Source organism: Siminovitchia terrae, from assembly GCF_003605405.2.
Classification (GTDB): Bacteria; Bacillota; Bacilli; order Bacillales; family Bacillaceae_C; genus Siminovitchia; species Siminovitchia terrae.
In genome coordinates this window covers 272,582-291,480 of record NZ_QYTW02000002.1, presented here as the reverse complement: position 1 = coordinate 291,480, position 18,899 = coordinate 272,582, and the positions used below count along the sequence as shown (strand labels likewise).

19 protein-coding genes and 1 pseudogene are annotated in these 18,899 nt (G+C 42.8%); 1 reads left to right on the top strand and 19 read right to left on the bottom strand.

The genetic code is table 11. The annotated features are described in order from the left end of the window. Positions 1-2 precede the first annotated feature (2 nt). The 16 genes from dctP to D5F11_RS27685 all read right to left on the bottom strand — a co-directional run bounded on the left by dctP (position 3) and on the right by D5F11_RS27685 (position 14,901). The gene (gene dctP / locus D5F11_RS03740; RefSeq protein ID WP_120114642.1) at positions 3-1,007 is read right to left on the bottom strand and encodes a TRAP transporter substrate-binding protein DctP; all 1,005 of its coding nucleotides are present in this window, start codon (positions 1,005-1,007) and stop codon (positions 3-5) included. A gap of 94 nt (positions 1,008-1,101) precedes the next feature. Continuing rightward, a complete protein-coding gene (locus D5F11_RS03735) occupies positions 1,102-2,109 on the bottom strand; it encodes a 3-hydroxybutyryl-CoA dehydrogenase (RefSeq protein ID WP_120114643.1) in 1,008 nt (335 codons plus the stop codon). After that, positions 2,096-3,196 (bottom strand): NAD/NADP-dependent octopine/nopaline dehydrogenase family protein, encoded by a 1,101-nt coding sequence (locus D5F11_RS03730; RefSeq protein WP_120114644.1) that lies wholly within the window; start codon positions 3,194-3,196, stop codon positions 2,096-2,098. The genes D5F11_RS03735 and D5F11_RS03730 overlap by 14 nt, the downstream gene beginning before the upstream one ends. 18 nt (positions 3,197-3,214) lie before the next feature. Further along, complete coding sequence (locus tag D5F11_RS03725; protein ID WP_120114645.1) at positions 3,215-4,267, bottom strand: TRAP transporter substrate-binding protein; 1,053 nt, start codon at positions 4,265-4,267, stop codon at positions 3,215-3,217. A 13-nt stretch (positions 4,268-4,280) separates the two neighbouring features. After that, positions 4,281-5,672 carry an amidase gene (locus tag D5F11_RS03720; protein ID WP_120114646.1) on the bottom strand — a complete coding sequence of 464 codons (1,392 nt, stop codon included), beginning with the start codon at positions 5,670-5,672 and terminating at the stop codon, positions 4,281-4,283. Positions 5,673-5,816: 144 nt separating this feature from the next. Continuing rightward, a complete protein-coding gene (locus D5F11_RS03715; protein WP_120114647.1) occupies positions 5,817-7,106 on the bottom strand; it encodes a TRAP transporter large permease in 1,290 nt (429 codons plus the stop codon). Beyond that, positions 7,106-7,678, bottom strand: a complete 573-nt coding sequence (locus D5F11_RS03710; RefSeq protein WP_120114648.1) for a TRAP transporter small permease — start codon at positions 7,676-7,678, stop codon at positions 7,106-7,108. The genes D5F11_RS03715 and D5F11_RS03710 overlap by 1 nt, the downstream gene beginning before the upstream one ends. A gap of 22 nt (positions 7,679-7,700) precedes the next feature. Beyond that, positions 7,701-8,750: a TRAP transporter substrate-binding protein gene (locus D5F11_RS03705; RefSeq protein ID WP_120114649.1), complete on the bottom strand. Its 1,050-nt coding sequence runs from the start codon at positions 8,748-8,750 to the stop codon at positions 7,701-7,703. A gap of 32 nt (positions 8,751-8,782) precedes the next feature. Continuing rightward, on the bottom strand, positions 8,783-9,145 hold the full coding sequence (locus D5F11_RS03700) for a hypothetical protein (protein ID WP_120114650.1): 363 nt from the start codon (positions 9,143-9,145) through the stop codon (positions 8,783-8,785). Between the two features lie 149 nt (positions 9,146-9,294). After that, entirely contained in the window at positions 9,295-9,426 is a 132-nt protein-coding gene (locus D5F11_RS27690; protein WP_281277059.1) for a hypothetical protein, read from the bottom strand. 6 nt (positions 9,427-9,432) lie between these two features. Beyond that, positions 9,433-10,521 (bottom strand): dipeptidase, encoded by a 1,089-nt coding sequence (locus tag D5F11_RS03695; RefSeq protein WP_245998054.1) that lies wholly within the window; start codon positions 10,519-10,521, stop codon positions 9,433-9,435. A 119-nt stretch (positions 10,522-10,640) separates the two neighbouring features. Beyond that, positions 10,641-11,918, bottom strand: coding sequence for a Rieske 2Fe-2S domain-containing protein (locus D5F11_RS03690; protein ID WP_120114652.1), 1,278 nt, complete (start codon positions 11,916-11,918; stop codon positions 10,641-10,643). 45 nt (positions 11,919-11,963) lie between these two features. Beyond that, entirely contained in the window at positions 11,964-12,446 is a 483-nt protein-coding gene (locus D5F11_RS03685) for a flavin reductase family protein (protein ID WP_120114653.1), read from the bottom strand. Between the two features lie 30 nt (positions 12,447-12,476). Next, the gene (locus D5F11_RS03680) at positions 12,477-14,363 is read right to left on the bottom strand and encodes a XylR N-terminal domain-containing protein (RefSeq protein ID WP_120114654.1); all 1,887 of its coding nucleotides are present in this window, start codon (positions 14,361-14,363) and stop codon (positions 12,477-12,479) included. A 207-nt stretch (positions 14,364-14,570) separates the two neighbouring features. Further along, the gene (locus D5F11_RS25895) at positions 14,571-14,729 is read right to left on the bottom strand and encodes a hypothetical protein (protein ID WP_185830485.1); all 159 of its coding nucleotides are present in this window, start codon (positions 14,727-14,729) and stop codon (positions 14,571-14,573) included. Positions 14,730-14,769: 40 nt separating this feature from the next. Then, entirely contained in the window at positions 14,770-14,901 is a 132-nt protein-coding gene (locus D5F11_RS27685; protein ID WP_281277058.1) for a hypothetical protein, read from the bottom strand. Between the two features lie 334 nt (positions 14,902-15,235). Here D5F11_RS27685 and D5F11_RS03675 point away from each other — a divergent pair. Beyond that, a pseudogene (locus D5F11_RS03675) lies at positions 15,236-15,554 on the top strand (GNAT family N-acetyltransferase); the annotation flags it as partial. A gap of 772 nt (positions 15,555-16,326) precedes the next feature. Here the strand turns inward: D5F11_RS03675 and D5F11_RS03670 are convergent. From D5F11_RS03670 to D5F11_RS03660, 3 genes are read right to left on the bottom strand one after another with little or no spacing between them, the layout of a single operon-like run. Further along, positions 16,327-16,929: a malonate decarboxylase holo-ACP synthase gene (locus D5F11_RS03670; RefSeq protein WP_120114656.1), complete on the bottom strand. Its 603-nt coding sequence runs from the start codon at positions 16,927-16,929 to the stop codon at positions 16,327-16,329. Further along, on the bottom strand, positions 16,920-18,605 hold the full coding sequence (gene mdcD / locus D5F11_RS03665) for a biotin-independent malonate decarboxylase subunit beta (RefSeq protein ID WP_120114657.1): 1,686 nt from the start codon (positions 18,603-18,605) through the stop codon (positions 16,920-16,922). Before mdcD ends, D5F11_RS03670 begins: the two co-directional genes overlap by 10 nt. Continuing rightward, on the bottom strand, positions 18,598-18,894 hold the full coding sequence (locus D5F11_RS03660; protein WP_120114658.1) for a malonate decarboxylase subunit delta: 297 nt from the start codon (positions 18,892-18,894) through the stop codon (positions 18,598-18,600). The genes mdcD and D5F11_RS03660 overlap by 8 nt, the downstream gene beginning before the upstream one ends. Between the last annotated feature and the right edge of the window lie 5 nt (positions 18,895-18,899).

Genomic DNA, 18,899 nt, shown 5'->3' with positions numbered 1-18,899 from the left:
AGTTATAATTCCTTGGTCGTAAGTTCTCGAAGTCTTTTCACTTTATCAGGCACCTTTTCTTCCAAATATCTCCACTCCACCTCATAAGCTTGGTTGGTGAACTTTTCCCCATCCTCTCCTGACAGCTGAATAAACTCAATTCCTGCTTTAAGCAATTCTCCCTTTTCAACTTCATCTTCTTCCAAGTAATGGTCAACCATTTTCTTTTCATAAGCAGCCGTTGCACGAATAATCGCCCGCTGATCTTCCTTGGATATTTCATTCCATTTATTATCATTCATTAAAATTGTGCAGTTCTGATTCCAGAACGGATGATCCAGCACATATTTTGAAGCATCCGTCCACCCATTTCTCCGGGGTCCTACAAGCCCCCCGTATACAAAACCTTTCACTACTCCAGTTTGTAGAGAAGTATAGACTTCTGTCGGCGCAACCATGACGGAGGAAATCCCTATGTTATTAAAAAAACGTCGATAGTTGGGGGCGGAGCGAATTTGCATGCCCTCTAACTCCTTTAATTCCTCAATCGGTTCATTCAGCCAAATACGCGGGGAGCCTGAGAGCCATCTGCCAATATACTGGACTCCAAGTGATTGATGCTCCCTGACCATTTCGTCGTACAATCCATTTTCCCTTTCCTCCGAAGGAGACAGTTGTGAGAGCGGTAAAGCAGAAACAGCCGGCGCCTGTGAATGATATTGACCCGTATATGTAAAAAGCACATCGACAATTTCTGATTTCAATGCCTCAAACTGAAGGTTTACCGGGATAATATTGGCCCCGCCCTTCCAGTCAATCCTGACCCTTCCATCTGTCACTGTTTCAACTTCTTCAATCCATTCATTTAAAGTAATGGTCAGAGGATCGTTTTTCGGAAGAAAGCTGACAGCTGTAAAAGTGACTGTCTCTGATTTTTGTTTAACAGATGCCACCGTCACAGCTTTATTGCCGCAAGCACTGGTGAAAACCATGCACAATAATAAAAGACCAACGAGTAGTTTTCTCATATAACCACCTTTTTGCGCAATGTTTTATTTGAAGCAGGGATTTTATATTGTTATCAAAAACGTTCAGCTCTCAGGTAGAGCTGAACGCATATGTTTACTCCTTTGTCGCTAATTGCTCATCAGCCGGCTTCGGTATTAATCCCAAATGGTCCAATAAATGAATGAACTTTTGAATGGTTTCCAATTGATATTGATCCATCCCTTTTTCATCGAAGGAATAAAAACCTCTTCCAGTCTTTAATCCGATTTCCCCCCGCTCTATTTTTTCTTGAATGACCTTGGCGGGAGTAAATCTGTCTGTGTCCAATGAGCGTTGCAGATGGTTACTTGCATGATATAGTGTGTCTGCTCCGCCCCAGTCAATGAACTCTAACAGACCCAGAACGGCAAATCGCAGGCCAAATCCGACTCGGACAGCTTTGTCTATATCTTCTGGAGAAGCTACTCCATCTTCGACCAGTCTGGCAGCTTCGTTCATGGCAAGCGCCTGAACCCTTGGGACGATATACCCCGGAGAGGGTGCACATTTTACTGGGACCTTCCCAATTCTTTCAAGCAACTGGAAAACATCTCGCAGAACCTTTTCATTCGTCGCCGTTCCAGGGCTTACTTCCACCAAAGGAATAAGATAGGCAGGGTTCAGCCAGTGAGTATTTAAGAACCTCTCTTTCGGTGTGACCATTTCTGCCAGTTCGTTAGCAGAATAAGCTGAAGATGTAGATGCAATCGGCACCTCTTTAGGAACTTTAAGACAGATACATTCAAACGCCTCTATTTTTGCTTCCGCTATTTCTGGCAAGGCCTCAAACACAATGTCGGCTTGCTCCCATTCACAATCTTCATCTTCCTTGGGGAGGATGTGTATCCGGTCCAAAACCAGTCCAATCGATTCCTCGGGCAATATGCCGCTTTGAGATAAGATGGACAGCTGTCCGCTTATCTCCTGCTTTGCTGTGATGACATACTGCTCAAACTCCTGTTCAGTCCTTTGCTTAAAATCAATCAACATAACTTGAAAGCCTTGGTAGGCAAATGTCAAAGCAATCCCCCGGCCCATTCTGCCTGCGCCAGCAATGAAGATGCAGCCGTTAATTGACTTCATATTGAACTAAACCTTTCTGGAGCAACACTTTCAGCTCTTCTCTAGTTTTAGACGACAGACCGATATTTTCCATCGTCCGCCCTGTTTTTCTTAAATCTTCTCCGACTATGCTGCTAGCAATAGAAAGCAATCCAGCAGCTGTCGGAACCGGTATATTCAGCCATTCACCGAGGGAGACAAGAAAAGCTAAACCGCAGGCAATGTCTTCCGTCATATACCGGTGCCTCTTCAAATCAAGCGGTTCATACCAATCTTCTCCATCAACCAGTTCTTCATGAGCACCGTTCCCATACATCCATTCATCCCCGTCTAAGTTATAATGGTCATCCAAAGGGAAGTGCGGTTCTGTATATCCCAGTGCCTCGCGGATTTTAATTCTTTCTGCATCAAGTGACTTATGGACATTTCTGACGGATCGTTGTGTCCCTTCGTCATGAATATCCCACCTGTCGAAATGCTCGATGGGACCTGCATTCATAATGATAAGAGGCGGATGAATAATCGGGCCGGCATTCATCAACGCCCCATCCAATGCATCCTGTATAGGCTCAACTGATGGATACGCCTGTTTTAATATGTGAAAAGCCCGTTCTGATTGATTGGAAGGCAAGACACCTGTCGGGAGCCTTGTTGCACGCCCTGAAATAGAAACTGTCTCCTCATTATATTTTCTGGCAAGATAAGGAAGTGTTCCTGTTTCTGCAAAAGCGACATTTGCTTGGCATCCTTCTTCTGCTAATGTTTTTGACAGCAGGTAGCTTCCAAAGGTACCTGGCGGAAGAAATATCACCTGACCATCCTCAAGTATGGGCGCCAGTCTTTTAGCTAACGAAATCTGAGTGGTTGCAGGTAATGGAATGACTATCAAATCCGCCTTCTGTACTGCATCCTTTAAGTCGCTAGTCGCGAGATGAAGCTGAACTTCCCGCGTGCCTTTTTTATCTTTGACAGTAATGGCCTGTTTGTCCAATACCCCTTTGAACGATTCCCGATTTCTTCTCCACAACCTGACCCGGTGACCCTGTTCTGTTAAATCAACTGCTGCCGCATAGCAGCCGTTTCCCCCTCCAAGCACTGCGATTTCCATGTGGATTTCCCCCTATTATTATTTATCCGTGTATTCTTCAATCAGTTCATATAGCTTTTCCTGGTATTCTTTTGCCGGCAATCCTTTTGCTTCTGCCTTTTCAACAGCCTCTTTCTGCATGGTCGCCAATAGTTCATCCCACTTCTTCTTCTCTTCTTCAGTTAGCGAGACTACGCTTAATCCCTCCTCTTCCTCACTCCATTGCATCGCCTCTTGAACATGCTTATCCAAATACTTTCCGGTGAATTCACTCATTTCACTGCTTAATTCCTCAATGACCTCCTGAACGTCCTCTGGCAAGGCTTCCCACTTATCCTTGTTCATTACTGCCACAAATGAAGTAATCGTCAACGGATAGTCGGTGACATGTTTGACAGATTCAGCAAGTTTCAAGTCTTTTAATACCTCTCTGGAAGAAATATTCCCTTCAATGACACCAGTCTGTAACGCTTCGGGGGCTTCATTCTGAGACATTCCAACTGGTGCCGCTCCCAGCTTTTCCATGACCGGTGTCAAACCGCCGGAAATTCGCAGCTGTTTTCCCGATAAATCTTTCAAACTGGATATGGCCTCTTTGCTTTGGATGTAAGACGGCTCTGTGGCAAAGGCTGTTATGATTTTAAATTCTTTCAAGGCTTCTGGGGGATACTCCTTGATCAAATCATGTACCACTTGACTTGCAACTTCCGAGTTGGGATAACCGGAAGGTAAATCTGATATTTCTAATAATGGAAAACGTTTGGGTTCATAAGTTGTCGCGGTAAGACCTATATCAGCAGTTCCGTTGGCAACCCCGTCAAACATATTGCTAGCTTCAAGGAGTGTTCCACCGAAAAACATTTCTACTTTGACTTGCCCATCAGTTCTTGACTCCAATTCTTCCGCCCATTTTTTCATTTGAACCGCTGGAAATGTATTGTCAGGTGCAAAAAAAGCATAAGACAGCGTTACGTTTTTTTTGCTTCCAGATGGATCTCCCGCAGTTTCTTTAGTGGCGCATGCAGTCAACAGAAACATCATGGAACAACAAACGAAAAGAGCTAGGAATTTCCTTTTCTTTACGAACCTCATCACATTCTCCCCTTTATGAGTGATTTAACTCTAGGTAACTCTTATTCTCTTTTAAAGCTGCCGTCCATGATTCCGACCGCTCGTAATAATCGGCGATCTCCATTATGTGTTGATCAGAAAAAGGTTTTCCTATCAATTGAAGTCCTACAGGGAAGTGATCTTTCGTAAATCCACACGCAACAGACAACGCCGGAAAACCCAAAATATTTGCTAACGGAGTTTTTCCAAGTACAAACATGTTGCTTATGGCTTGTTCGGGAACCATCGTTCCAATTTCAAACGGAGGCTGTACATTGGTCGGTCCAATGAGAGCGTCTATACCCTTCATTTGAGTGAGAGTTGATTGAATGAACTTTTTTCTAACCCTTTGAGCGTTAATGTAAGCAGTTGCCGATATATCCCGTCCATACTGAAAACGATACTTGAGATCATCTCCGTATAGATCTCCGTGTTTCTTTAACAGAGGTTCATGATAGGCGACGACTTCGGATTGAGCAATCGTTTTCAATCCTTCAAGGGCACTATCGATAAACGGTAACTCAATGGGAATGATTTCGGCTCCCAATAATTCCAATTGTTGAAAAGCTTTTTCGATGACACTTTTCATATCAGGGTCAATACCCGAATACATATAAGGTTCATAGAACCCTAGCTTGATACCTTTTAGATCATCCCTTTCATTAAAAGCGGATTTCGGACCATTAGATCCAATCATCGCCTCAAGCATGATCGCTGAATCTTTGATGGTTCTGGTCATTGGTCCTACATGGTCAAGTGACCAGCTAAAAGGAAGACTGCCTTCCCGGCTGACCAAATCATAGGTGGGCTTGATTCCTGCAGTTCCACACATGGCTGCAGGCAGACGTATGGACCCCGCCGTGTCGGTTCCTATTGCACCAAATGCCATGCCTGCCGCAGTAGCAACCGCCGACCCTCCGCTTGAACCGCCTGGAATATATTTCCCATTCCAAGGATTCCTTGTGCTCCCATAATGAGGGTTTTCCGTTGTGGCCCCCATGGCAAATTCATGCAAGTTCGCTTTGCCTATAATGACGGCCCCGGCCTCTTTTAAATGCCGGACCACAGCGGCATCCTCATCAGGCACCCAGTTCTCAAAAACCTTTGAACCCCCAGTGGTAAGAATATCTTTCGTCTGCACCATATCCTTGACAGCAATTGGCACTCCGTGCAAAGGACTCCGAATGTTTCCTTGCTGTGCTTCCTTCTCTAACATTTTTGCCTGTTCAAGGGCTTGTTCTTCCGATACTGTGATGAAAGCGTTAAGAGCAGGCTCCACCTGCCGAATACGCTCAATGGTCAGTTTCGTCAATTCCACCGGAGACAGGTCTTTCTCCGCAATTCGCCTGCTGGTGTTATCAATGGTGTCAAACAAAAGCTCACTCATTTTCATTCTCCTTTGCACCCTCAAGTGAAAAAGAAAAAGCAGGATCTGTTAATAATAGGTCTTCTTTGTTTACATCCAATAACTGACTTATGTATTCTTCCAACGACAACATACACACCCCATTCTTAATGATTTCCAATTGTCTTAGACTAAAAATAGAATGATTTGCGGGAACAGCAGCAGCAAGCCAATAAAAGCTACATACGTGACCAAGAAATAGGCCGCCCCTTTAAAAATGGTCGTTACCGGTGTTTTGGGAGTAAGTCCCTGCACGACGAATACATTCACTCCAACAGGCGGAGTGATGGCCCCCATACTGGTCACAACACATAGGATGACAGCAAACCAGATGGGATCATATCCCAGCGCCAAAACGGTCGGATAAAACACCGGGATTGAAATCATTAAAAATCCAAGGGCATCCATGATCGATCCGCCAATGATATAAATGATCAAAATTGAGATCAACACGAAAATCGGCGGGACAGGCAGGTTGCTCACCCACTCAGATACTTCATAGGGCAGCCTCGTGATCGTTAAGAATCTACCAAACATCATGGCTCCAACTACTAACATAATGACCATCGCTGATGAGCGGAGTGCTCCTGCAACGGCAATTTGGAAATTCTTCCAGTTCAGCTTTCCCATCGCCAACGACAGAACAATTGCTCCAAAGGCTCCGAATGCCCCTGATTCAGTCGGTGTGAAAAACCCTTTGTACAAACCCCCGATAACAAAGATAAACAAAAGGACAATTGGGATGACATCTTTAAGAGACTTTACTCTCTCTCCCATGCTGAATCTCTCTCCTGCTGGTCCGAGATTTGGATTTCTTTTGCATAGAAAGACAACGGTTAATATAAGAAGAATAGTGAGAAAAATACCTGGGACAATGCTTGCGATAAAGAGATCTTTAATCGATTGCTCCATCTGAAGCGCCAAGACGATTAATACAGTACTTGGAGGAATGATAATCCCAAGAGTACCTCCTGTTGCAATACTTCCAGTACTGAGGGCTTTGTTGTACCCGTACTTATCTAGTTCAGGGAGGGACATCGTCCCCATCGTTGCTGCCGTTGCTGAATTGGAACCACAGATTGAGGCAAAGCCTGCACTTGCCAAAATGGTTGTGCTTGCCATTCCTCCGCGATAATGTCCAACCCACTTGTATGCAGATTCAAAAAGCCTTTCAGCAATTCCCGTTCGAAAGACCACTTCCCCCATTAAGATATAGAGAGGGATGACACTCAATGAGTAACTGGAAAACTGGTTCCATAAGTCTGCGCTTAACACGTTGTAAGCAGCTTTCGGTGATGCTGCTAATAGCAAACCTACAAAACCCACAATGAACATGGAAAAGCTTAAAGGCATTCTCAAGAACATCAACACGAAAAGAACGAAGATTCCTAATACCGCCAATAGAATCAGATCCATTATCTTGCCCCCCTCCACACTTCAATGGTTTCTTTTATTAAAGCTAGCACCAAGCTGAAAAAACCGATCGAACATAAAATGACCAAGGGATAAAAAGCAACCTGCATTGTTTCTGAAACAACGCCGCTCTGTTTCAAGCCCATGCCATACAAGATAATTTGCCAGCCAGCCATGACAAAGAACAATATGCTGATTACATTCATCATTGAGTGTGTCAGCTTTTGCAGTCCCGAAGGAAATTTCACAATGAGCAGGTCAATGAACACATGGCCTTTATGCAGCTGGGCATATCCGAGAGAAAAGACGGCGGTCATGGCTCCAAGCCATCTGACCAGTTCAACAGTCCCGGCAATGGGATCAGAGAATAATCGCTTGATAGAATTAAAGACTACCAATAGCATCATGCAAATGAGAGATAGACCGGCTATAAAAGCCAGTCCCTGATTTAAAGAATCTGTTATTCTAAAAAAGATATTCGGTTTACCTGCGCTTGGTGGAGCATCAGTCGAATCTTTATACGCCGTAATTTTCGGGTTTTCAGTGTCTAATTGGATGGACTGTTCAGTTGCCATTGTTCGAACCTCCTATACTCCGTTAATTGAATTGCTCGTTGTATTTTTCAATTAAAGATCTCATGTCCTCAAGGTATTCCTTCGCAGGCTGCCCATCCTTCTCTACCTTATTAACATATTCTTCTTGCATTTTACTCAAGCGATCATCCCATGACTTTTTCTCACTTTCGGACAATTTAACAATTTCGAGGTCATGGGTTTCCTGGCTCCATGTGATGGATTCTTGAACATGATTGTCTAAATAATCACCGGTAAACTCCGTCATCTCTCTATTTAACTCATCAATTGTCTGTTGAACATCTTCAGGCAAAGAATCCCATTTATCTTTGTTCATAACAGCAATAAAAGTGTTAAGCGCCAAAGGATAATCAGTAGTATAGCCCACCATCTCTGCCAGCTTCGTATCTTTTAAGATTTCCCTTGATGAAACGTATCCCTCAACAACCCCTGTCTGTAATGCTTCTGGAACTTCAGCCTGCGACATTCCAACCGGTGCAGCTCCTAGCTCCTCCATGATCGGTGTAAGTGCACCAGCGATCCGCAGTTGTTTTCCCTTAAGATCTCCAATAGAAGAAATTGGCTTTTTGCTCTGTATATAAGCAGGTTCAGTCGCAAAAGTCGTAATGATTTTAAAATCCTTCAGTGCTTCCGGCGGGTATTTCTCTACCAGGTCAGCTGTTACATGACTCGCCGATTTAGCATTTGCATAGCCTGAAGGCATGTCAGAAATGGCTAGAAGGGGAAACCTGCCTGGCTCATAGGATGTAGAGCTTAGCCCGATGTCAGCCGTCCCATTCGCTACTCCATCATACATATTGTTCGCTTCCAATAAGGTACCGCCTGGAAATAGCTCAACTTCCACTTTTCCATCTGTCCTCTCTTCAAGCCGCTTTTTCCACTCCTCCATCTGAACTGCAGGAAATGTCCCTGCTGGAGCAAAAAAAGCATAGGTCAACTTGATTACGTCACCTTTACTTTTATTAGAAGCTGATTTCTCGGAACCGTTTGCTCCACAGGCAGCTAGAATGACAGCTGCCAATAGCAATGGGATAAGAACGAACAATCTCTTCATTTTTCCACCTCTTCTTTAATATGTGCAGTGATTTATTTTTCCACTATGAAAAACGGGCGTCCAATCGAGGCTTCCAGTCGGAAATAACGATCCAATCCCGCCTCTCGAAAGGAATGCGTCATATTTGTAACCGTTTGCAAATCTGGGATATTAAATAGGAAACAAGCATGCCAATTATTTGGACCTGCATGTCCGGCAGTAAAAATATCCCGATCAAAGGTACCCAATAGCTCCGATCCGTTACCTCTCCAGCTTTCCAATATTTGATTCAGCGCCGGAAGGATTTCTTTTTCTTTCTGCTCTTTTGATGTATCAAACCACCCTGTTGATTCGAAGGTCATAAAAACTCTCAGTGGATTGGGGATTTCAGGTGCCCCGTGTTTAATTTCACTCATTTTTACATGCTCCTCTCATTATTAACGCATTCATCACCGGCGTTTATATCAAAAATTGCTCCAGTGATATAACCTGTTTCTTTTGAAGCAAAGAGTTTACTAGCTTCGCGGTCCCCTCCGCTGTTCCAAATCGCTTAACAATGCTTCTTTCATTTTTCCAGTTTCAGAGGATTCATTTTAGGTGTTTTGATTGCTGCCGGACCGACAGAATTAACCGTGATTCCCTGGCCGGTACCCGTGACAACAGCCACTCGATTTGTTTCCTGCTTTATCATAATCATTCATTTTCACTGTAGGATTTCTTCCATGACACGCATGGCATTACCGCCGGCTGCTTTGATGATTTCTGAGCAGTCGTATTCTTGTTTCACCATCCATGCAATCATGTTTTTCATGGCTTCAGCAGGGTTTTCAAGCCCTTCCACATAGGGAGCTTCGTGAAATTCCTCCCCGCTGTGTGAATCGGAAATCCCCAACCGATCATCAAAGGCATGCTGTATAGCTGAGTGGTCACCGAAGAAGGTGTCTGGACCGAAACCGACATGATCAATTCCCACCAGATCAACTATGTATTCAAAATGCTCCATCACTGATTCAATGGAATGGTTGGAACGGGTTCTTGTCAAAGTGGTATTTGGCGCTGCACAGACACCAATCAGCCCTCCTTTTTCAGCACAAGCCTTTAATACCTCATCGGGCTTCATCCGTGAAGTATTCCACAAGGCCCGTGCTCCTGCATGTGTGATAAGGACCGGCTGAGTGCTGGCTTCAATCACATCCATGCTTGTCCGGTCTCCACAGTGTGAAATATCGATCATCATCCCCAGTTGATTCATTCTTTCAATGACTTGTTGGCCAAAATGGGTTAATCCACCGTCAAACTTTTCTCCCAGCCCCGATCCAAGCGTATTGGACTGGTTATAAGTAATCCCCATACAGCGAATTCCGAATCCGTACAGTACATCGACACGGTCAATCTCATTTTCCAAAGCGCTTGCCGCCTCCAAGGACGGCAGGAGCGCTGTTTGCCGATTGTCCTTCGCCCGCTTGACATCTTGAAAGTTGTTTGCGATACAGATCGTCCCCTGTTTTTGTATATCCGCATATCTGATCCCGAGTAAGTAAATCACATCATCCCACTTCAAACCATGTTTTGAAGTGATGAGTGAAATTCCATCCATGAAGTTCTCAAAGATGACATCAATGCCTGAACGGGCAATACCTTCATAATGGAAATGAGTATGCAGTTGACTGCAGTATGGAATAATATCTTTGTAATTCTTCGGAGAGATGAAACCATGATCCCGCAACGACACAATCTGCTCCGCTTCCATAATGTCATTTAAAAGCCTTTCTTTCTCTTCCTTTAAATCCAAAGTAAAATGGGGGACCCGGTCAAGTTCGTACGAAAGTTCATACTCCCTAATGTCCTTACCAGGTTGTAAATAACTGAAAGAGCGATAGCCATCATACTTTTTCTCATTTACAGAGCCTATTATTGTTCTACCTTCTTTCTATGTTCAAATTGTTCTTTCATCGGAAAGGCTTCCTGCCAAGTTTTCTTGTTATCGTCATATAAGCCGTCGCTGTATAAGGTTTTTAGAGACTTGTTATCAAGCTCCATTGGTTCTTGTCCTGCCTTGAATGCTTTCGCTTGGGTAAGTAGCAATCTTCTCATATGAATGATCGGTATATCACTTGTTCCCAGGCGCTCACATGAACGGTCGACGATTGTGCCCATCGTCTCTGTGGCTGCATGGTCCTGGTTGGCAATCCCTCGAATTCCCGTAAAGTTGGCTGTTTTTTGCAATTCCCGATCTTGGCCATACTCATTTTCCATGTTGATTTTTTTCTTGTAGTCCTCATCCAAATCCAAGCCCCGTCTGGCATGTTGGGCTGCTACATCTATCGTTCCCTCATGGGTAAACTGGACATCCCAAGTCCACGTGCTATGGTCGTCCCTTGGAATGAAGGCATGCCACATTCCATCTTCTCCACCGAACCGTGGCGGATAAGTATAAAACGGGAAGATATAATGGATTTCCATGAAGGCATTCTTTTCTTCAGTTCCAATTCCAACGGCTATGCAGCGTTTTCCGTAATTTGCATCTTGAACTGCCTGCTTAACAGGCGGATTTTTTACAAGCGGGTGATCAGGGTCGATCCCTAGGTCACTGCTCAAAATGCCTTCTTGGACATTTTGTTCCTGGTGGGCCCTGTGTAAGAATGCGGCATGCACAAAGTCCAGGTCATTTTCCATTGCTTGCGCATAGTTACACTCTTGCCATACACGTTCTACCAATTTGCTTTCCTCAGGCAATCCCATCCAATAAAATTCAGGAAATGGAGGCATATGCTCTTCTGGTCCCATATACGTCCAAATGATTCCGCTGACCTCTTTAACCGGATAGTTTTTCAATTTGATCGATTGCCTGAACTTGCCGTCGGTTGGTTCGGATGGAATCTCCGTACAGTTGCCCTCACTATCAAACTTCCATCCGTGATACATACATCGAATTCCGCAGTCTGCATTGATTCCGTAATATAACGATGTTCCCCGATGTGGACAGCGCTCATCAATGAGTCCAACCTTTCCCTCTGTATCTCGAAAAGCTACCAACTCTTCACCTAGCAGTTTTACACGCTGCGGTTTTCCGTCCTTCGCTAGTTCTTCAGATCGGAGAGCTGGTATCCAATATCTCCGGAACATATCCCCCATCGGGGTACCAGAGTCTGTTTGAGTTAAAAGCTGATTATCTTCTTTTGATAGCATCTTGTCTTGCCTCCTAAAAATAGATTTGAAATATGATTCGATTGATCAGGTTACAGCCAAGTCATTCATTTTCCGTATTTCTCCCCTGAAAAATAATAGAGGATTCTTTTCCTTGTCATAATTGGCTTTCTTCACTTTACCGGTAATGATATAATGGTCGCCGCCTTCAAATATTTCATCAACATGACATTCGATTGTAGCTAGGTTTCCTTGAAGCATCGGAACCCCGTCTTCAGAAATTGTATAGCTGACTCCAGCAAATTTATCCTGTCCTCTTTTGGCAAATCCCCAGCATTCCGCTTCCTGTTCCTGTTGAAGAATATTGACAACAAATGGCCGGTCCTTTTTCAAAGCTTCTATACTACTCGCTTTTTTGTCGATACAAACAAGTATCAACGGCGGTTCCAAAGAGACAGATGAAAATGCATTGGCGGTCAAACCGATATTCTCCATACCATTTGTTGTCGTAATAACAGTTACACCTGTGGCAAAGTGTCCCAGTGTATTCCTAAATTCTCGTGAATCCATATTCTATTCCTCCTCCGGTATTCGAATGGTCTAAACAAGTGTTAAATGATCGACTTTGCCGAGTACAAGCAATATTTGCAGGGAAAGCTGCACTTGGAATCTGCTGTTTGAATCGGATAAATCTATTTCAAGCAATTCCTCAATCTTTTGGATTCTGTACCTCATTCCACTGATGGAAATGCACATCTCTCTCGCTGTCTTATGAACATTAAACTCGTTTTGGGTATATTGCATAAGGGTATGTAGTAGCTCTGCGTTTCTTTTCTTGTCATATTCAATCAGATTGTGTAAGTTTTCATTTGCAAAGGCTTCCAAATCTTCGGGGTCTCTAGCACTAAGGAAAAGAGTCAAATGCCCCAGCTCGTTAGACAAGACCACTTTCGACTCGGACTTCTTCCAAATGGCAAGTTCAACGGCCCTTTTCACTTCTTGGAACTTTTTGTAAAAGTCAGTAATTTCTTTTGCCGGATCACTTATTCCAATGTACACATTTGCCAGACCCAGCTTTTTTATTATTTGTTCACCAAAATGTCTTGGAGATTTATAGTTAGTGTCGATTAAATCTTTATCGATAATTGCTTGAATGCAATTTAATTTTAGTAATATGAGAGGCTGGTTATCGTCGTTAAAAAAATCTTGATAAATAGATTCGGAAATTCTATTTCTGATATTTAAATATTCGTAATTATCAATCTCTTTTGCTTCTTCCTGGATGACTACATACATAACATAGTGTGGAGTAGAGAGGTTATAGTCAAGATAAGAAAACCTGTCGAACATTTCGTTTTTCTTAATTCCTTTATTATTAAGCAGTTGCTCTAAGAGTTCACCTTTTAAACGCTGTTCCGTTTCTATGGCAACCCTTTCATTTTGCATGTGCAAAGCTGAAATGATTGCTGCTCTTTCCAGCAAATCTTTGTAAAAGTCATCATTCTCTTGGTCGATGACTATCGTTATATAACCGAAATTCTTGCTCTCTATTAAAATCGGAGTGGTTAACAATTTAAATGTCTTATCTTCTAGAGACCATTCAATGAAAGAATTCCCTTTCATTTTTTCTATCTTATCTTTAATGTTATAAACACTCATGTATTTATGAATCTCAGGAATATCTCCATATTCAGCCAATGTTTCGTAGTGTTTTCCTTCAATCAAAACTGGACAATGAAGGCTTCTTCCTATTGTTTCTGCAAATCCTGAGAGTCCTTTTCCCTGCAGCATGTCCTTGGTAAGGTTTTGACTAAGAGTGTAGCCGATTTTGAAACGTTCTTTTTGCTGCTCAATTCTTCTATGCATCTGATCCAGCTCTTTCCCCATGTCAGCATCTTCATAAAAGAAAAGCTCCTCTGAAATTTCCTCTCCCCATTCGTCAACTGTTTTGCCGATGTAGCTGCAATGCTGATCTCCCTTCCCTTTGCAATTTATCTCCTTAAAAATCACCTTTTTCCCCATACATTCGCTTGTATATCCACTTGCATAGCCAATTAAAAAATAGCAGACAGGTTCATGGTGCTTACCTGAATAAGTTAAGTGCTGTTTCGCCTCATAAGAATCAATCCAGTGACCTGAGACATTAAATCGTCCCTTTTCCATATTCACTTGGAACTTCTCAGGGTATGACAGAACTCTCCCTGTCAGGTGGTGCATTTTTGAGCCGGCAATCAGCCATTCCAAATCATTTTCCCAATCAATTGCTTTTTTTAGAATTCTTGCTTCATGAACACCACAGTTCCATCCATAACGTAACAAAAATCTCTTCGCCCTACTTACGCCAAGAGCGCTAGTTAAGTCTTTTCGGAGTAACCCCCAGGCATCTGCACTTGTCAGAGTCAGCTGTAAATCCTTCAGTTTCATTCCGGTCTTTTCTTGAGTTGTTATCAAATGGTCTAATGAAAGATCATGTGCCTTGATTCCCAAAAATATCACCCTTATTCATAAGTTTGATTCTCATTTAAGCACTTATCCATGAAATAATAAAGGTAATTTTTGACTCCTCCCTTTTCAAACCGCAGATACATTTTACTTTGATCTGGCCTTTCCTTTTCATAAACATAATCTAAGAATTGTAAGATTGATTTCCTTCTGGCAGTTATGTTTGTCATTCCATAGTTGAAAAAACAATCGTCAATGACAATCAAATGCGCCTTGGCGTATTTGCGCCCAGATTTTATTGAGCTCCGCTCGATAAATTTCCTCTGAAAATCTGTGGCATCCGCCGGAGGCTTTGACTTTATTCAGCCGGGGTTTGAGCCCCCACTGAATGGAATACCAACAGGCATTCATCTCACCACTTACAGTAGTGAGAGATTTCTTCTGAATGAAGTTAAACACTCCGCGATTGATGAAGCAGTTTTTTATAACGCAAACTAGTTAATTCCAGATCGGGCAAGTTTACTAGTTGATCATATCGGTCGTATTCGGATTCATCCATACTGTTTATCTTATAAATGGTCATTTAAGATACCCTCTCTGTCATAATTAAGTATCTGGAAAGATCTTCAGGTAACGACTCATATATTCCAGCTAATTTTCTCACCCTCCATTAAAGATTGATCTTTTGATTAATAAATCAAGTTTTTTCTTTTTTAACTATCTTAATTTTAAGTCACGGAATTTTCACAAACAATCAACTATTTGGTCTAAAAATTAAGTAATTTCTGTATCATTCATACTATTATCCTGAATTACGAAAATAAAATTTAGCCATTAAACACAAAACTTTAGCTATTTCTTTTGGTGGCGGTTGCCCTAAACAACTAAAAAATGTAGTCTCAACAAAGTTTCCTACAATTATTGGGAGCTGCGGATTTCTCAACATGAGCCTGGCAAATTTACGGGCCGAAATCGGATACGAAGCATAGACGCTATTGGAGACAGGGCATTGCCAATGAGGTGCTGGATACGGTTATCAAATATGGTTTTAAGCAAATGAAGTTAAACAGAATAGAGGCATTGATTGAGCCTAAGGATATGGCCTCTGTAAAACTAGTAGAAAGATTGGGTTTTTTACGGGAAGGATTGCTCCGCAAATACGAATACGGCGTGGGCAAGTTTGATGATTTGTATATGTATGCTTTGCTGATGGAAGATTACAAAGATGAGTTGTAAAAAACAACTGAGTTCCCGCGTTGTATGGTTGAGAGGATTTATAAGAAAGTTGGGGCTTTTGTAAGTGAGTGGCTGCTTTTATAAGAGAGTTGGGGCTTTTATAAGAGAGTGGCAGCTTTTATAAGTGAGTGGCTGCTTTTATAAGAGAGTTGGGGCTTTTATAAGAGAGTGGCAGCTTTTATAAGTGAGTGGCTGCTTTTATAAGAGAGTTGGGGCTTTTATAAGAGAGTGGCAGCTTTTATAAGTGAGTGGCTGCTTTTATAAGAGAGTTGGGGCTTTTATAAGAGAGTGGCAGCTTTTATAAGTGAGTGGCTGCTTTTATAAGAGAGTTGGGGCTTTTATAAGAGAGTGGCTGCTTTTATATAAATAAAGTGTATAAGTACACTTTACCCAAGGTATTGTTTTCTATTCCTTATTCAAATACTGACCGAATGTTCACTTCCATGCCTTTGGCCAGTCTTCAGCGACCAAAATTTCTTCTGAGCTCTTCCCCCTCTTCTTTGAAATTTTTCGTCAAACCCCTATTTCATAGACCTTATCCAAACGGCACTCGGCAAAATGATTGAACCATTCCCACTGCTATATGCCTGTTCTACAAGGAGGTTTCCATGACGGTCAACAAACATAAAATCGGCAAATAGTGAAAACTTCCATTTACAATTGCTCTTTCAATCACTTCTAAGAGTACTAATAATCGAGATCTCCTTTTGGAACACAAATATCCTGTATAAGAGTCGCTTTTCCATCAGCGCCCTTATACAGGGATAGTTCATTATATTTTCTTTAACATAGGCCTATCCATTGTTCGAAGTAATATGGGCCTGTTCTCACAATCAGCATATTCGAAGAGTGAGAAAGCCCCATATCTTGTTTCCACTTGGACATCTACTCGAACCTTCATTTTTTCCAGTTCATTTTTTATTTTCTTCGCAAGTTTGGATGTAAATTGATTATTGAAACGGATAACGAGATCAATATCGCTTGAATTTGTCGTTGTCTCTTTGCCGCTTACCAGTTCAAATCCCAAACTTCCCGCAATGCCCCATTCAAGAGAATGGTGGTTCATTAAATGAGCAACTTTCTCTAAATGACGAAAGATTTCCTTGTCCTGTTCTCTCCATTTTTGTTCTTTAGCCAGATCTTCGGGTGTGACCTTTCTTTTAATCCGGTCAATTGGCAAAAAGGCTGCAAATCGTTCACTCCTCTTGGATCCACGAATACCCACCGCTGCGAAACCCGGAGCTGGCCGAGCTCGTCGTACTACCACAAAGGGGGCTGCATCAATCGATGCCTTTGCCCACTCTGGCAGAGAATCATAGCTTATTAAGTCCTTTGCGCAGTATATTTCTAATAAATCATGGGGCTTTAACTCCATTGTTCACTCAACTTTTCTCTTACCAGGATGGATGCGGCTCTGCCGGAAGCTGCAAGAGGAGTTTTTAATCTGACACTTAAATCCTTCGACTGATCTATTTCTATATCTTCAATCGCTTTTTCTATTTCTTTATAAATAATATTTCGGTCCTCTTCTTTCGGATGGTCCGCTTCTACATGATCCACCAATGAAAATAAGGCTCCTAATTTTTCAAATGAATCAATATCGTACGCCATAGCTGGCACTTCTCTTGTAGCAGCGTCCAATTCCTCAAGAGTCCGTTGGGTAATCCGGGCTGCTGATTGTTTGGACATCACATGTACATTTACTCCGTCATCGCGCAAGGCTATTAATCGGTTTGCCTGCATGCCATGGGATAAAAAAGCTCCAGATATGGCCTTTCCCGGTATGAATGCGATCACAGGATGTCCGTTGAGTCTCGCAGATGCATAGGCAGCCGTGGCCGCAGCGCATGCCTGGTGGATTCCCAGCAATTCCTCCCGGTAACCATACGCCTGGCTCGGAACATCTACAATGGCGATAATGGCCCGTTTTTCACTATTTTCGTCCTCTTTAATCGCTTCTTGTACATACTTTGCGACCGACCATCCTTCCAAAAGGCCGAATTCTCCTTTTCTGGCACGTGGAAATTGGTTTTGGGGATCAGGTATGACAGCAATGAACCGTACTTTCTTTTCTCCAATCATTCCATCTGCCACTTGAACAGATGGGACATCTCCTATTTCAGGAGCATCGTCACGCAGCAGATCAAACCAGACTTTCCCTCTTCCTGAAACGTTCCTCTCATCTTTGGAGGGGGCATTTTTATTTACACATGACTCTTTCCTCTGATGCCAAAGTTCCCTTACCTTTTCAGGGGATAATGGTTGATCAGGATCAATTGAATCCATTAGAGATTCGTATTGTCTTATTTGATCTGTTCTAGGAGCGCCAGCAGTTTGTCCGTTCATGACAGAAATGATCGCTTCCTTCATTTTTTGTTTGTCATCTTCAACCAATATATCCGCAAATCCGGAAGCCGTCCTCTGTTCACCACCTATTGTTCCCCAAATAAGAGGGCGGTTTCTTGAATCAAACTCGCGAATCCCTGCTTCCTGCTCGATTACTTCAGGTCCATTCAATCCAAGTCTTCCTTCTCGCGTCATAATAATCGCGCTGCAAAGACCAGCTGTAATGGACATGCCGCCAAAAGCCCCCACTTTCCCCGGTACAACCCCAATGACGGGAACATAATGTTTAAGTGCTACAATCGCTGCACTGATTTCAGCGATGGAAAGCAGACCATAGTTCGCTTCTTGCAATCTGACTCCGCCTGTATCGAAAACAAGAACAGGGATTATATGAGCCCCCCTTTTGCATTCCTCCAACGCCAACTCCAATGCTCCAGCAATTTTGGCGCCTGAAACTTCGCCAATTCCACCGCCCTGAAATTTGCTTTCGATGGATATGATGAGTGACGGCTGTTTATTTATCTTTCCCTTCGCAACCACTACCCCATCATCGCTTTGAGGGACAATACCTTGCGGTTCCAGATGAGGGGATTCGAATTCATCTATCGGTCCCAGTAATTCTCTGAACGTTCCTTCGTCTAATAAACCAAGGGTTCTTTCACGAGCGTCACATTCAACAAAACTGGCTTTTATTGTTTTAATCATGACCGCTCACCTCCAGCGCTTGTTCGAGTCGGAGTTTGACAACTCCCGGGGTCGCGCCAAAATCATTGATTTTTACGGTTGCCGCAATATCATGCAGGGTAAAAAAACGCTGTATCACAGCTTCCCATGTATTTTTATAACCTGATATACCAGTCCGGATCGTAATTTCAGCCTCGGGGTTATCGGATGGTTTCATAATGACTTCGAGATCCCCGGATCCAACCACACCCACATGTGAAAAGCGATCTATTTTTTTTGTGGCGGGAAAAGTATAGACGATTTTTTCCAAGTAAA

What these genes read in the sequence shown, in the direction of transcription:
- D5F11_RS03720 (WP_120114646.1), bottom strand. Translation starts at nt 5,672, where the DNA reads ATGAGTGAGCTTTTGTTTGACACCATTGATAACACCAGCAGGCGAATT.
- D5F11_RS03685 (WP_120114653.1), bottom strand. Translation starts at nt 12,446, where the DNA reads ATGGATTCACGAGAATTTAGGAATACACTGGGACACTTTGCCACAGGT.
- D5F11_RS03715 (WP_120114647.1), bottom strand. Translation starts at nt 7,106, where the DNA reads ATGGATCTGATTCTATTGGCGGTATTAGGAATCTTCGTTCTTTTCGTG.
- D5F11_RS25895 (WP_185830485.1), bottom strand. Translation starts at nt 14,729, where the DNA reads ATGAATGCCTGTTGGTATTCCATTCAGTGGGGGCTCAAACCCCGGCTG.
- D5F11_RS03735 (WP_120114643.1), bottom strand. Translation starts at nt 2,109, where the DNA reads ATGAAGTCAATTAACGGCTGCATCTTCATTGCTGGCGCAGGCAGAATG.
- D5F11_RS03705 (WP_120114649.1), bottom strand. Translation starts at nt 8,750, where the DNA reads ATGAAGAGATTGTTCGTTCTTATCCCATTGCTATTGGCAGCTGTCATT.
- D5F11_RS03725 (WP_120114645.1), bottom strand. Translation starts at nt 4,267, where the DNA reads ATGAGGTTCGTAAAGAAAAGGAAATTCCTAGCTCTTTTCGTTTGTTGT.
- dctP (WP_120114642.1), bottom strand. Translation starts at nt 1,007, where the DNA reads ATGAGAAAACTACTCGTTGGTCTTTTATTATTGTGCATGGTTTTCACC.
- D5F11_RS03710 (WP_120114648.1), bottom strand. Translation starts at nt 7,678, where the DNA reads ATGGCAACTGAACAGTCCATCCAATTAGACACTGAAAACCCGAAAATT.
- D5F11_RS27685 (WP_281277058.1), bottom strand. Translation starts at nt 14,901, where the DNA reads ATGACCATTTATAAGATAAACAGTATGGATGAATCCGAATACGACCGA.
- D5F11_RS27690 (WP_281277059.1), bottom strand. Translation starts at nt 9,426, where the DNA reads ATGATTATGATAAAGCAGGAAACAAATCGAGTGGCTGTTGTCACGGGT.
- D5F11_RS03700 (WP_120114650.1), bottom strand. Translation starts at nt 9,145, where the DNA reads ATGAGTGAAATTAAACACGGGGCACCTGAAATCCCCAATCCACTGAGA.
- mdcD (WP_120114657.1), bottom strand. Translation starts at nt 18,605, where the DNA reads ATGATTAAAACAATAAAAGCCAGTTTTGTTGAATGTGACGCTCGTGAA.
- D5F11_RS03670 (WP_120114656.1), bottom strand. Translation starts at nt 16,929, where the DNA reads ATGGAGTTAAAGCCCCATGATTTATTAGAAATATACTGCGCAAAGGAC.
- D5F11_RS03730 (WP_120114644.1), bottom strand. Translation starts at nt 3,196, where the DNA reads ATGGAAATCGCAGTGCTTGGAGGGGGAAACGGCTGCTATGCGGCAGCA.
- D5F11_RS03690 (WP_120114652.1), bottom strand. Translation starts at nt 11,918, where the DNA reads ATGCTATCAAAAGAAGATAATCAGCTTTTAACTCAAACAGACTCTGGT.